The organism is Mycobacterium sp. SMC-2 (assembly GCF_025263485.1).
Classification (GTDB): Bacteria; Actinomycetota; Actinomycetes; order Mycobacteriales; family Mycobacteriaceae; genus Mycobacterium.
This window is the reverse complement of sequence record NZ_CP079863.1, coordinates 3,165,775-3,177,998: the sequence shown is the minus strand read 5'-3', so window position 1 is coordinate 3,177,998 and position 12,224 is coordinate 3,165,775. Positions and strand designations below refer to the sequence as shown.

At 69.7% G+C, this 12,224-nt stretch carries 13 protein-coding genes; 6 read left to right on the top strand and 7 right to left on the bottom strand.

Annotation, left to right across the window (positions count from 1 at the left end; all coding sequences use genetic code 11):
- Window positions 1–61 precede the first annotated feature (61 nt).
- Window positions 62–484 (top strand): nitroreductase family deazaflavin-dependent oxidoreductase, encoded by a 423-nt coding sequence (locus KXD96_RS14965; RefSeq protein WP_260736759.1) that lies wholly within the window; start codon window positions 62–64, stop codon window positions 482–484.
- 118 nt (window positions 485–602) lie between these two features.
- Here KXD96_RS14965 and KXD96_RS14960 read toward each other — a convergent pair whose 3' ends face one another.
- Window positions 603–1,631, bottom strand: a complete 1,029-nt coding sequence (locus KXD96_RS14960; protein WP_260736758.1) for a zinc-binding dehydrogenase — start codon at window positions 1,629–1,631, stop codon at window positions 603–605.
- A gap of 41 nt (window positions 1,632–1,672) precedes the next feature.
- Between KXD96_RS14960 and KXD96_RS14955 the strand changes: the two genes are divergently transcribed.
- Window positions 1,673–2,239: a TetR/AcrR family transcriptional regulator gene (locus KXD96_RS14955; RefSeq protein WP_260736756.1), complete on the top strand. Its 567-nt coding sequence runs from the start codon at window positions 1,673–1,675 to the stop codon at window positions 2,237–2,239.
- Between the two features lie 87 nt (window positions 2,240–2,326).
- Here the strand turns inward: KXD96_RS14955 and nadC are convergent, their stop codons facing one another.
- From nadC to nadA, 3 genes are read right to left on the bottom strand one after another with little or no spacing between them, the layout of a single operon-like run.
- Window positions 2,327–3,178, bottom strand: coding sequence for a carboxylating nicotinate-nucleotide diphosphorylase (gene nadC / locus KXD96_RS14950; protein WP_260736754.1), 852 nt, complete (start codon window positions 3,176–3,178; stop codon window positions 2,327–2,329).
- Window positions 3,178–4,752: an L-aspartate oxidase gene (locus KXD96_RS14945; protein WP_260745390.1), complete on the bottom strand. Its 1,575-nt coding sequence runs from the start codon at window positions 4,750–4,752 to the stop codon at window positions 3,178–3,180. The genes nadC and KXD96_RS14945 overlap by 1 nt, the downstream gene beginning before the upstream one ends.
- Window positions 4,752–5,801, bottom strand: coding sequence for a quinolinate synthase NadA (nadA, locus tag KXD96_RS14940; RefSeq protein WP_260736752.1), 1,050 nt, complete (start codon window positions 5,799–5,801; stop codon window positions 4,752–4,754). Before nadA ends, KXD96_RS14945 begins: the two co-directional genes overlap by 1 nt.
- A 46-nt stretch (window positions 5,802–5,847) precedes the next feature.
- On the opposite strand from nadA, the gene KXD96_RS14935 reads away from it, so the two are divergent.
- Both KXD96_RS14935 and KXD96_RS14930 read left to right on the top strand, forming a co-directional pair.
- Window positions 5,848–6,558 (top strand): NUDIX hydrolase, encoded by a 711-nt coding sequence (locus tag KXD96_RS14935; protein WP_260736746.1) that lies wholly within the window; start codon window positions 5,848–5,850, stop codon window positions 6,556–6,558.
- 176 nt (window positions 6,559–6,734) lie between these two features.
- Window positions 6,735–8,075: a lipase family protein gene (locus KXD96_RS14930; protein WP_260736739.1), complete on the top strand. Its 1,341-nt coding sequence runs from the start codon at window positions 6,735–6,737 to the stop codon at window positions 8,073–8,075.
- A 9-nt stretch (window positions 8,076–8,084) separates the two neighbouring features.
- On the opposite strand, the gene KXD96_RS14925 is transcribed toward KXD96_RS14930, so the two are convergent.
- The 3 genes from KXD96_RS14925 to bioB are packed head-to-tail and all read right to left on the bottom strand — an operon-like array spanning window position 8,085 to window position 9,990.
- Window positions 8,085–8,717, bottom strand: coding sequence for a DUF2567 domain-containing protein (locus KXD96_RS14925; RefSeq protein WP_396876662.1), 633 nt, complete (start codon window positions 8,715–8,717; stop codon window positions 8,085–8,087).
- Entirely contained in the window at window positions 8,714–8,941 is a 228-nt protein-coding gene (locus KXD96_RS14920) for a hypothetical protein (RefSeq protein WP_260745388.1), read from the bottom strand. The genes KXD96_RS14925 and KXD96_RS14920 overlap by 4 nt, the downstream gene beginning before the upstream one ends.
- Before the next feature lie 14 nt (window positions 8,942–8,955).
- Window positions 8,956–9,990 (bottom strand): biotin synthase BioB, encoded by a 1,035-nt coding sequence (gene bioB / locus KXD96_RS14915; protein ID WP_260736738.1) that lies wholly within the window; start codon window positions 9,988–9,990, stop codon window positions 8,956–8,958.
- 131 nt (window positions 9,991–10,121) lie between these two features.
- Here bioB and KXD96_RS14910 point away from each other — a divergent pair, with 131 nt between their 5' ends.
- On the top strand, window positions 10,122–10,292 hold the full coding sequence (locus tag KXD96_RS14910; protein ID WP_260736736.1) for a hypothetical protein: 171 nt from the start codon (window positions 10,122–10,124) through the stop codon (window positions 10,290–10,292).
- 85 nt (window positions 10,293–10,377) lie between these two features.
- Window positions 10,378–12,222 (top strand): hypothetical protein, encoded by a 1,845-nt coding sequence (locus tag KXD96_RS14905; protein ID WP_260736734.1) that lies wholly within the window; start codon window positions 10,378–10,380, stop codon window positions 12,220–12,222.
- The last annotated feature ends 2 nt before the right edge of the window (window positions 12,223–12,224 follow it).

The window sequence follows — 12,224 nt, the reverse complement described above, 5'->3', positions numbered from 1 at the left end:
CTCAAGTCGATATCCGACCGGTACAGTGCCGGTGAAAGGCCCTACAACTCAGGGAGCCGTCATGTCCGCGAAGGATCACCCCAATAACGCCCCGGGCGTCCCAATGGTGTTCCCGCCCTGGTTCGAGCGCTTCCAGATCAAGTATTTCAACCCGGCCATCAAGCCGATCGCCCGCTTTTTGCCCGGGACGGCGACCATCAAGCACCGCGGCCGCACCTCGGGCACGCCGTACGAGACCGTCATCACCCCCTATCGCAAGGGAAACGTGCTGGCGATCGCCCTCGGCCACGGCAAGACGAACTGGGTCAAGAACGTGCTGGCGGCCGGGGAGGCCGACGTGCAGTTCAGCCGCGACCGCGTGGTGCATATCACCAACCCGCGGATTTTGCCGGCCGGCTCCGACGGCCCCGACGCCGAACGCCTGCCGCGGATGGCCCGCGTGCAGCTGCGCCGAATCGGCGTCTTCGTCGGCGACATCACCTGAGGCAGCGGCGCGCTTTCGTGCGTGCGCTGACGGCATTCAGTGTGCGCTGATGGCGGGATTTCCGCGATTTTTCCGCCATGGCGTCACACTCGAAGCCCTAGACGCACACTGAAGCGGCCTATGCCCTGGTGAACACCGTCTTGCCGGTCATGGCCGGCCAGGCCGAGGGAGCGTCATCCCACTCGACGACGCGGTCGACGGCCGGCGACAAGTCCAAGCCGCCCGCCAGCAATTCGAGCACCCGCGGGATGACCGTGCGCGCACTGACCCGTCCGGTGTTGAACTGCACGCCGCGGGTGTACATCGGCAGCAGCGGCATCTCAACCTTGTATTCCGGGTAGATCCCGGTGTCGGTGCAGACGCCATCGGGCCAGGTCGCGCGCAGTGTCGCCGACAGCAGCGACACATCGCCGGTGGTGTGCACGGTGATCGGAAACGGGTCCCACGACTTGTCGGGCTTGGCGATGTCGTGGACCACCGCGCCGAGCTTCTCGGCGGCGGCCAGGCGCTGCGGGTCGGTGTCGACGTAGTCGACGTGGGCGCCCAGCGCCGCCCCGAACGCGGCCGAGTACAACCCGATCGACAGCCGCCCGACCACGAGGACGCGGCGATCCACGGCATCGAGGCTATCCAGCTCCTCCCGGAATGGCCCGACGGTCCGCCAGCCGTCGGGAATGTTGTCCGACAGCGACGCGATCGAGGCGGGGTCGACCGCGTCGGGAACTGGGATCAGCATCGCGTCGGCGTACGGCACCAGCACCAGATCCGACATGAAGCCGCCGCCGTCCAGTCCCGCGATCGGCCCCATCCCGTACATCGCCATCAGGGGCCCCGAGCCGCACGAGCCCGTCACGCCGCGGCGGCATTCGCGGCAGGTTCCACAGCTGATCTGAAACGGCACCACGACGCGGTCGCCGGCGCGGACGCCTTCGACGGCGTCGCCCACCGCGACGACCTCGGCCAATCCTTCGTGGCCCACCGCGTACCCGGGCGGCAGCGGCAGCCGGCCGCGGCACACCGCGACGTCCAAATCACAACAGGCCACCATCAGCGGCCGCACCAGCGCCTGCTCGGGCGCGGTGATCTGCGGTTCGGGCACCTCGCGCCACGCGTATCGTCCGGTGTCTTCGTACGTCAACTGCCTCATCTCTGCATTCTTGAGTGACCTTTCAAGTATTGTCAATACCGATGCCCAGACCAGACCGCAGCCGCGCAGCGCTGATCGACACGGCCGCCACCCTGTTCCGCCGGCAGGGGTACGCCGCGACCGGCCTCAACCAGATCCTCGGGGAGGCCGGCGTCAAACCGGGTTCGCTGTATCACCACTTCCCGCAGGGCAAGCAACAGTTGGCCGCGGCGGTCGTCGACACCGAGGGGTCCGGGATCGAGCAACTGCTGCGCCGGTTCCTGGCGACGGGCCGGCCGGTGGCCGACATCGTCGATCGGTGGATCGATCTGCTGATCGCCGGGCTGGCCGGCGACCACCGCGACGGCTGCCCGATCGAGCCGATCGCCACCGAGTCGGTGCACGCGAGTCCGCTGGCGCGCGAGGCGTCGGCGCGCGCCTTCAGGGGTTGGTCCGCGGCGATCGAGGGGCGGCTCCGCGCCGACGGCTGGGCCGCTACGGAGGCGAAACAGGTTGCGCTGGCGGTGATCTCACTGATCGAGGGCGCGCTGGTCCTGTCCCGGACCTCCGGTGATGCGGGGGCGCTCGACGCCGCCAAGCCCGCGGCGCGGACGCTGCTGCGTGGCTGACGCCTAAATGGGCGCGAGAGTGCAACTGGCAACACGTTTCCCGAGTAAAGGTGTCGGCAGTTGCACTTTCGCGACTGGATGAACGCCCTACATGTCCAGGCCGATGTCGAGCGCGCGCACCGAGTGCGTCAGCGCGCCGACGGCCAGGTAGTCCACTCCGGTTGCGGCGTAGGTGGCGGCGTTGTCCAGGCTGAGCCCACCGGAGGACTCGAGCAGGACGGCGGGGGCGCGCGCGTCGCGACGCTGCACGGCCATCTGCGTCTGCCACACCGGGAAGTTGTCCAGCAGGACCAGTTCCGGCTTTTCGGCGAGCACCTCGTCCAGCTGCTCGAGGGAGTCGACCTCCACCTCGCACGGCAGATCCGGCGCCGCGTCGCGGACCGCGCGCAGCGCGTCGACCACCGACCCGGCGGCCACCACATGGTTGTCCTTGATCAGAGCCGCGTCCCCGAGCCCGAGCCGGTGGTTGACTCCGCCGCCGACCCGCACCGCGTATTTCTGCAGCACACGCAGCCCGGGCAGGGTCTTGCGGGTGTCGCGGACCTTGGCCTTGGTGCCGTCGACGGCCTCCACCCAGGCCGCGGTCGTGGTGGCGATGCCCGACAGGTGGCAGACCAGGTTCAGCATGGTCCGCTCGGCGGTCAGCAGGCCGCGGGTGTCCGCGCGCACGGTCAGCACCGGCTCGCCGGGCTGCAGCCGGGCGCCGTCCTCGACGCTGTGCAGCACCTCGTAGTCTCCGTCGAGGACGGCGTCGAGAACCAGCAGCGCGACCTCGACGCCGGCGATGACGCCGGGCTCCCGGGGCACCATCGACGCCGTCGCCACCGCGCCGGCGGGCACCGTCGCGAGCGTGGTGACGTCGGGCCCGTAGCGCAGGTCCTCTTCGAGGGCGCGACGGATGATGTCCTGGGCGGCGCTTCGTTCGTCGGGCAGCATCATCAGCCCACCGCCGCCAGCGCCTCCACGAGCACCGAGTTCTGGTCGTCGGCGAGCCGCAGCACGCTGCTGCGGGCCTGCTCCGGTGCGGGGTCCGGGTATTCCGCGCGGTGGTGGCAGCCTCGGCTCTCGTTGCGGGCCAAGGCCGCGGCGGTCACCGCGCGGGCGGCCGCGGCCAACGCCACGTCCTCGAAGTCGCGGCGGCCGGCGATGGCGCGCAGCGGGGCGTGATAAAGCATGTCGGACAACCGGTTCAGCCCGGCGGCGTCGCGCACCACCGAGGCGTCGCGGCTCATCGCGGCCTGCAATTCGCCGCGCCCCAGGGCGGTGTGGACGATCGACTCGGGCGCCACCGCCCTGACGCGCCCCGCCGCCATCGCGTGGGCGGCCGCGGCCTTACCGGCGCGACTTCCGACCACCATGCCCTCCAGCAGGCTGTTGGACGCCAGCCGGTTGGCGCCGTGCATGCCGGTGCGCGCAACCTCGCCGGCGGCGAACAGCCCCGGCAGCCCGGTCTGCCCGTGCACGTCGGTGATGACGCCGCCGCAGCTGTAATGCGCCCCCGGCACGACCGGGATGGGTTGGCGGACGGGATCGATGCCGGCGGCCCGGCAGGCGGCGGTCACGGTCGGGAAGCGGGACGCAAAACCCTTGATGCCCCGTGCGTCGAGGAAGACGCACGGGTCGCCGGTGGCCTTGAGCCGCGCGTCGATGGCCGCGGCGACGACGTCGCGCGGCGCCAGATCACCCATCGGGTGAACACCGGCGGTGACCGAATTGCCTTGCCGGTCGAGCAGTATCGCACCCTCGCCGCGGATGGCCTCGGTGACCAGCGGACGCCGCCCGCCGGCCGCGCCGGCAAACAGCATCGTCGGGTGGAACTGGATGAACTCCAGGTCGCTGACCGCGACACCGGCCCACAACGCCAAGGCGATGCCGTCGCCGGTGGAGCCTTCGGGGTTGGTGGTCGCGCCGTAGAGATGCCCGAGTCCGCCGGAGGCCAGGATCACCGCGGGGGCGTTGATGATCCCGTACCCGTCCGCGTTGCCGACGGACACGCCGGTCACGGCCGTGCCGTCGTGCAGCACCCGCAGGGCGACGTGGCCGGTGCGGACGTCCAGCAGCCGGGCGGCGTGGTCGAGCGCGCGCTGCACCTCGGCGCCCGTGGCGTCGCCCCCGGCGTGCACGATCCGCCGCCGGGAGTGCCCGCCCTCGCGCGTCACGTCCCAGCGGCCCGGGACGGCCTCGTCGAATCGCGCTCCGGCACCGACCAATTCGGATACCGCGCGGTAGCCGTCGGCGACGATCGAAACCACCGCGTCGGGGTCACACAGGCCGGCGCCCGCGGTCACGGTGTCGGCGACGTGGGCCTCGACGGAGTCGTCGTTACCGGGCAAAACCACCGCGATGCCGCCCTGGGCGTAGTGGGTCGCCGTCGCCCCGTGCGCCTGGTCGGCCTTGCTGAGCACGACGACGCTGCGCCCGGCGCGGTGGGCGGCCAGGGCCGCGGCCAATCCCGCGACGCCGGTACCGATGACGACGACGTCGGCGCTGTGCGTCCAGGCGGGGCGGGCGATCATTCACCACCACCCGGCTGGCCGATTTCGATCATTCGCTGCACACTGCGGCGGCCCGCGGCCGCGATCTCCGGGTCGACGTCGACTTCGTCGACCCCGTCCACCAGGCAGCGCAGCAGGGCGGCCGGCGTGATCATCTTCATGAACTTGCACGACGCCCGGTCGTTGACCGCGCGAAAGTCGACTTGCGGTGCGGCCCTGCGCAACTGGTGCAGCATGCCAACCTCGGTGGCAACCAGCACCTTGCGGGCCCGGGTTTGGTGCGCCGCGTCCAGCATGCCGCCCGTGGACAGGATCTTTACCCGATCCGCCGGGAAGGCGCCCTCGCCGGCGAGGTACAACGCCGAAGTGGCGCAACCGCATTCGGGGTGCACGTACAGGTCGGCGTCGGGATTGGATCGGGCCTGCTCGGACAGCTCGTCGCCGTTGATACCGGCGTGGACGTGGCACTCACCGGCCCACACGTGCATGTTCGTGCGACCGGTCACCCGGCGCACGTGCGCCCCGAGGAATTGGTCCGGGCAGAACAGCACCTCGCGGTCGGGGTCGATGGACTCGACCACGTCGACCGCGTTGGACGACGTGCAGCAGATGTCGGTGAGCGCTTTCACCGCGGCCGTGGTGTTGACGTAGGAGACCACGACGGCGCCGGGGTGCTCGTCCTTCCAGGCGCGCAGTTCGTCGGCGGTGATGGAGTCGGCCAGCGAGCAGCCGGCCCGCTGGTCCGGGATCAGGACCGTCTTGCCGGGGCTGAGGATCTTGGCGGTCTCCGCCATGAAGTGCACCCCGCAGAACACGATGGTGTCCTCGGGCGCCTCGGCGGCGATCCGCGACAGCGCGAGCGAATCCCCGACGTGGTCGGCGACGTCCTGGATCGCGGGCAGCTGGTAATTGTGCGCCAGCACGGTGGCGCCGCGCAGCTTCGCCAGGCGGCGAATCTCGGTGGCCCACTGCGCGTCTCCGTCGACACCGGCGTAGCCGGCGGGCGAATTCGTGACGTCGGCCATCATGTCTTCGGCGAGCGTGTCCATGCGATTCATAACCGTCACGGCGGCACCTTTCAGCCCAGGAGGTTTTCGACTTATAATCGAAAACATGGCCCATACTAGCACTGAACACGAGGTGCTTGCGGTGGTGTTTCAGGTTCGCCAGGTAACGGCCGGGCCGCGACCCCAGAAACCGCAGCTTAACGTGCTGTTATGGCAGCGTGCCAAGGAGCCGCAGCGCGGCGCCTGGTCGCTCCCGGGCGGGCGGTTGCGCGCCGACGAGGACATGACGACCTCGGTGCGGCGGCAGCTGGCCGAGAAGGTGGACCTCAAAGAGCTGGCGCACCTGGAACAGCTGGCGGTGTTCTCCGACCCGAACCGGGTGCCGGGCGCCCGGGTGATCGCGTCGACCTTCCTGGGGTTGGTGCCCTCCCCCGCCACCCCGGAACTGCCGCCGGACACCCGATGGCACCCCGTGAGCTGTCTGCCGCCGATGGCCTTCGACCACGGCCCGATGGTGACTCACGCCCACGCCCGGCTGATCGCCAAGCTGTCCTACACCAACCTCGGGTTCGCCTTGGCACCAAAGGAATTCGCCCTCTCTACGCTGCGTGACATCTACGGCGCCGCGCTGGGCTACCAGGTCGATGCGACGAACCTGCAGCGGGTGCTGGTCCGCCGCGGCGTGATCAGCCAGACCGGCACCATCGCGCAGTCCGGCCGCAGCGGCGGACGGCCGGCGGCCCTCTATCACTTCACCGACTCCCGCCTTCGGGTCACCGACGAGTTCGCCGCGCTGCGACCACCGGGTCAGGTCTGACACCGCCGAACGCCACCCCGGCTAGGCTGGCGGGAATTGTGTTTGGCTGACGCAGCCGGAAAGTGACGCGTGCTGACCTGGATGCCTTGGCAAAAAGTCGCTCACAGTGCGGCGATTACGTTTTGGTTACCCGCCGTTCGTACGCGAGAATGCCGGAGGCCTAGAAGGGAGCCTGAATGGCCGAGCTCGGCAATTTGGCGGGTACGGGTGGCGCCGAGTGGATCGCCCGGCCGCCGCACGAGGAACTGCAGCGCAAGGTCCGCCCACTGCTGCCCTCGGACGACCCGTTCTACCAGCCGCCCCTCGGCTTCCAACACGCAGAGCCCGGGACGGTGCTGCGCTCGCGCGACGTCGAGCTCGCGTTCCTGGGGCTGATCCCGCAGCCCGTGAAGGCCGTACAGCTGCTCTACCGGACGATGGACATGAACGGCGAGCCCGAGGCGTCGGCAACCACGGTGATCGTCCCGGCCGAGCTGGCCCCGGAGCGTCCCTGCCCGCTGCTGTCCTACCAGTGCGCGATCGACGCCGTGTCATCCCGTTGCTTTCCCTCCTACGCGCTGCGGCGCCGGGCAAAGGCGCTGGGGGCGATAGGCCAGCTCGAATTCCTCCTGATCGCCGCCGCCGTCGCCGAGGGCTGGGCCGTCTCGGTGCCCGACCACGAGGGGCTGCAAGGCCTGTGGGGCGCGCCGTACGAGCCCGGCTACCGCGTCCTGGACGGCATCCGGGCCGCCCTGGGCTCGGAACGGCTTGGGCTGTCCCCGTTGGCGCCGATCGGGCTGTGGGGGTACTCCGGCGGCGGCCTGGCCAGCGCCTGGGCGGCCGAGGTGTGCGCCGAGTACGCGCCCGAGCTGGACGTCGTCGGGGCGGTGCTGGGCTCACCCGTCGGGGACCTGGGCAACACCTTTCGCAGGCTCAACGGCGGTTTTCTGTCGGGTCTGCCCGCGCTGGTGGTGGCCGCGCTCGCCCACATCTACCCCGAGCTGGACCGCCTGATCAAAGAGCACAGCAACGAGGAGGGGCGCGCCCTGCTCGAGTCGCTCGAGCAGATGACCACCGTGGAGGCGGTCCTCCGGATGGCCGGCAAGAACGTGGGTGACTACCTCGACGAACCGCTGGAGAGCATCCTGTCGACGCCCGAGGTCGCACATGTCTTCGAGAACATCAAGCTGGGCGCCGCCGTCCCGACGCCGCCGGTGCTGATCGTGCAGGCCGTCCACGACTACCTGATCGACGTGGACGACATCGACGCGCTCGCCGACGCCTATTCAGCCGGCGGCGCCCGGGTGACCTACCACCGGGACGCGTTCAACGAGCACATGCTGTTACACCCCCTGTCGGCCCCGATGACGCTGCGCTGGCTCACGGACCGGTTCGACCGCCGGCCGCTGACCGAGCACCTGATCCGGACCACGTGGCCGACGATGTTCCATCCGATGACCTACCTCGGAATGGCCCGGCTCACCAAGATCGCGGCCAAGGTCATCCTCGGCCGCAGGATTCACCGCCGCCCGCTATGAGGCGGGCGCCTAGCCGGCTCCCACCGGGAGCTGATCGGAAGACCGGTCGCCCAGCGGAAGGGCGCCCAGGTCGTCGCGGGCGTCCGACGCCGCAAGCACCGCGTAAACCAGCGCCGCGATAGCGGCCGGCCACAGCAGCGTCAATGCCACCTGCAGCGGATCGTCCGCGAAGAACACCGGCGGTGCCTGGATCACATAGGCCACCGACGGCGCTTTGGACAGCGGGACCGCGTCGAAATTCAATGCGCCGTAACTGATCCGCACCAGCGCCGCCCCCATCGCCGTCGCGGCGGCCGCGACGACCACCATTCCGGTCGACAAAGCGGCGACCATGGCCGGCCCGCGGTGTGCGCGCCACTGCCACGCGAGCACCGGCGTCACCACCGCCAGCACGGTCAACAGCCCCAACATCAGGGATGGCGCGTCGAAGAAGTGCTGCGACTCGTTGCCCAGATAATCGTGGACGCGTTCTCCGGAGCGCGTGAGGGCCACCACGGCGTGGATCGGCGGGGCGATCCACGCCCACAGCCCACCGATCAGCACCCCGGCCGCCGACGAGCCCAGCGCGCCAACGGCGATGGCGCGCGCCCGAGACTTGCGCCTGAGGGCTGCGGGCGGCGAGGTTTCCGCGTGCTCGCTCACCGCTGGGCCTCCAGGTCGGCGGAATCGACCTGCCCGTGCCGCGAGCACTGCGCGCGCCAGCCGTCCGGGCGAACCTGCACGATCATCCGGCGTCCGCATTCCGCGCAGAACCGGGGCGGTTCCAGACCCAACTGCGCCGCTGTCGGCACTTCGGTGCCCCCCAATTCCCCGGTGTAGACGTTGTACACGCCAGCGCTGGCCGGAGCGCCCAGATCCCGCACCACAGTCTCCACGTGTCTTACAGGGTGGCGTTGAGCGCCTTGATCGGCATCTGCAGGTCTTCGAGCAGCTCCAGATCCGCTTCGGCGGGCCGGCCGAGCGTGGTCAGGTAGTTCCCGACGATCACGGCGTTGATGCCGCCCAGGATGCCCTTCTTGGCGCCCAGGTCACCCAGGGTGATCTCGCGGCCCCCGGCGAACCGCAGCATCGCGCGCGGCAAGGCCAGGCGGAAAGCGGCCACCGACTTCAGCGCCTCGGCCACCGGCAGCACCTCCAGGTCGCCGAACGGCGTGCCGGGTCGCGGGTTGAGGAAGTTCAACGGCACCTCGTCGGGCCCCAGCTCCGCGAGTTCGGCGGCGAACTCGGCGCGCTGCTCGAGCGTCTCGCCCATGCCCAGGATGCCGCCGCAGCACACCTCCATGCCGGCGTCGCGCACCATCGACAGGGTCTGCCAGCGCTCTTCCCAGGTGTGGGTAGTCACGACGTTGGTGAAGAACGAGCGGGCGGTCTCGAGGTTGTGGTTGTAGCGGTGCACGCCCATCGCCGAGAGCTGCTGCACCTGCTCGGCGGTCAGCATCCCCAGCGAGGCCGCGATGTTGATCTCGACCTCGTTGCGGATCGCCTCGATACCGGCCGCGACCTGGGCCATCAGTCGCTCGTCGGGCCCACGCACGGCGGCCACGATGCAGAACTCGGTGGCACCCGACTTGGCGGTTTGTTTGGCGGCCTCGACCAGGCTGGGAATGTCCAGCCGCGCGCTGCGCACCGGCGAGGCGAACAACCCCGACTGCGAGCAGAAATGACAATCCTCCGGGCAGCCGCCGGTTTTCAGGCTGATGATGCCCTCGACCTCGACCTCGGGACCGCACCAGCGCATCCGGACCTCGTGCGCCAGCGCCAGCAGGTCGTCGAGCCGGTCGTCGGGCAGCCGTAGCACCTGCAGCACCTGCTCCCGACTCAGTCCCTCTCCGCGCTCGAGTACCTGTTCGCGCGCAACCGCCAGGATGTCCGCGCCGCTGGCTCCGCTCACCGGTCGGGTTGCCGCTTGAGTCACCACTACTCCCTGCATCATCGGTGGCCGAGCATGCGGCCTCGCGCCCCACGGTCGTGGCGGCCCTGAATAAAAAGCGTTCAAAGTAGGGTAACGGCCGCAGTACATGCCATCTGCCGGGGTATCTCATCACAATGACCGATCCGCACGTCGCGTACGTAGCCCACCACATGATTCTGCTGGCGATCCCGGCGTTCCTGCCGGCGATCATCGTCGTCGGCGTGATCCTCTACGTCGCACTGAAAGACCGCCGGTCCCCCGGCGAGCCGGAAGACACCGGCCAGCAGGACACAGAACATCGGTGATTGGCGGTAGCCCGATTTGGGCATTCCGCTTCCTGCGAGCCGGATCACAGCTCGCGGTACTTGGCGGTGTTGGGAGGTTTTGACGATGAACTCGACGGAACTGAGATTCGTTGCCGAGGCGCCCGCGCGCGGTGCCGGGCTGAACCAGGTGATCGGGCTGTCGGTCGCCGCGGTGGTGATCGCGCTGGTGTTGCTGTGGGTCGGCCACGCGCACCGCACTCACCGCATCCAGTGGCTTACCCGGCTCGCCGACAAACTGGGCGAGAAGTTCCACCGGCCCAATTGGGTGGCCTTGCCGGTTTTGATCTTCACCACGTCGATCATCTGCGCGCTGTTCGGGTTCATCTGGGACGTCAGCTGGCACATCGGCAACGGCCGCGACCCCGGCCCGCTGGCCAATCCGGCGCACTATTTCATCATCATCGGCCTGTTCGGGGTGTTCCTCGGCGGCATGGTGTCGGTGGTGCTGCCGTTCGACAAGCCCGGCCCGGCGGCGGTGCGCATCACGCGCAACTGGCACGCGCCGGTCGGCGGGGTGCTGATGGCCGGCTGCGGGCTGTACGCGATGATCGGGTTCCCGCTCGACGACGTCTGGCACCGCATTTTCGGTCAAGACGTAACACTTTGGGGCCCAACCCATTTGATGATGATCGGCGGCGCATGCTTCTCGCTGTTCGCGGTGCTGATGCTCGAGCACGAGGGCGAGTCGCAACAGGCCGCCGACGCGGCGAAAGGCGCGTTCATCACGTTCCTGCGCTACCTGTCCTTCGGCGGGTTGTTCATCGGGTTGTCGGTGTACCAGATCGAATACGACTTCGGTGTCCCCCAGTTCCGCCTGGTGTTACAGCCGATGCTGATCGCTGGGGCGGCCGCGCTGGCGGCGGTCGCCGCCCGAATGGTGATGGGGCGCGGGGCCGCGATCATCGGGGCGTTGTTCGCCATCGCGCTGCGCGGCGGGGTCGCACTGCTGGTCGGGCCCATCCTGGGCGCCCCGATCAACTGGTTCCCGCTGTATCTGGGTCCCGCGCTGGTAGTCGAGCTGGTCGCGCTGACGCCGGTGTTCAAGCGTCCCGTCGTGTTCGGCGCCGTCTCCGGGCTGGCGGTGGGGACGGTGGGCCTTTTGCTGGAGTCGCTGTGGATCGGCGCGGTGTATCACTACCCGTGGCCGACCAGCATGTGGGGCGAGGCCCTGGCCACGGCGGTGCCGGTCGCCGTGCTCACCGGGACCTGCGGGGCACTCTTCGGCATGGTGCTCACCCGCCAGCGGCTTCCGGGCCGCGGGGTCGGCATCTCGGTGGTGGCGGCGGCTGTGCTGGTGATCGGCGGGGCGGTGGCCAACGGCCTGCACATCATCGTGCCGGGCCAGAACACCGCCACCGTCACGCTGACGGACCTGCCCAGCCCCGCGGGGCAGCGGATGGTGTCGGCCGACGTGAGGATGTCGCCGACCTCGATGGTCAGCGACCGTCCAGACTGGTTGAGCATCTTGTCCTGGCAGGGGCGGATGGAGAACCACCGCGGCCTGGTGATCGACCGGCTCGCCAAGGTCGGGCCGGGGCACTACCGGTCCACCCAGCCCGTCCCGGTGTGGGGGTCGTGGAAGACGCTGCTGCGGGTGCAGGACGGCCGCACGATGACCGCGGTGCCGATCTACGAGCCGGCGGACGATGCCATCCCGGCGCCCGAGGTCCCCGCGCTGGCGTCCAGCACGCGGCCGTTCGTCCTGGAGGTCACCATCCTGCAGCGCGAACGTGACCAGAGCGCGCCGGCCTGGCTGTTCACCGCCGGGGGGATCGTGGTGCTGTTCCTGACCCTGATGGTGATCTCCGCCCTGACGTGGGGCGCGGGGCGGATCAACAACTCCGAGAGCGTCCCCAGGCGGCCGGAGGAAGCCAAGCACACCGTGCCCGGGACGCCCAGGGCGGCGTGATC

Excerpts from the sequence above, each read along its gene's own strand:
- KXD96_RS14960 (WP_260736758.1), bottom strand. The coding sequence starts at position 1,631 with ATGAGGCAGTTGACGTACGAAGACACCGGACGATACGCGTGGCGCGAG.
- KXD96_RS14965 (WP_260736759.1), top strand. The coding sequence starts at position 62 with ATGTCCGCGAAGGATCACCCCAATAACGCCCCGGGCGTCCCAATGGTG.
- KXD96_RS14930 (WP_260736739.1), top strand. The coding sequence starts at position 6,735 with ATGGCCGAGCTCGGCAATTTGGCGGGTACGGGTGGCGCCGAGTGGATC.
- KXD96_RS14935 (WP_260736746.1), top strand. The coding sequence starts at position 5,848 with ATGGCCCATACTAGCACTGAACACGAGGTGCTTGCGGTGGTGTTTCAG.
- KXD96_RS14910 (WP_260736736.1), top strand. The coding sequence starts at position 10,122 with ATGACCGATCCGCACGTCGCGTACGTAGCCCACCACATGATTCTGCTG.
- nadC (WP_260736754.1), bottom strand. The coding sequence starts at position 3,178 with ATGATGCTGCCCGACGAACGAAGCGCCGCCCAGGACATCATCCGTCGC.
- KXD96_RS14905 (WP_260736734.1), top strand. The coding sequence starts at position 10,378 with ATGAACTCGACGGAACTGAGATTCGTTGCCGAGGCGCCCGCGCGCGGT.
- KXD96_RS14955 (WP_260736756.1), top strand. The coding sequence starts at position 1,673 with ATGCCCAGACCAGACCGCAGCCGCGCAGCGCTGATCGACACGGCCGCC.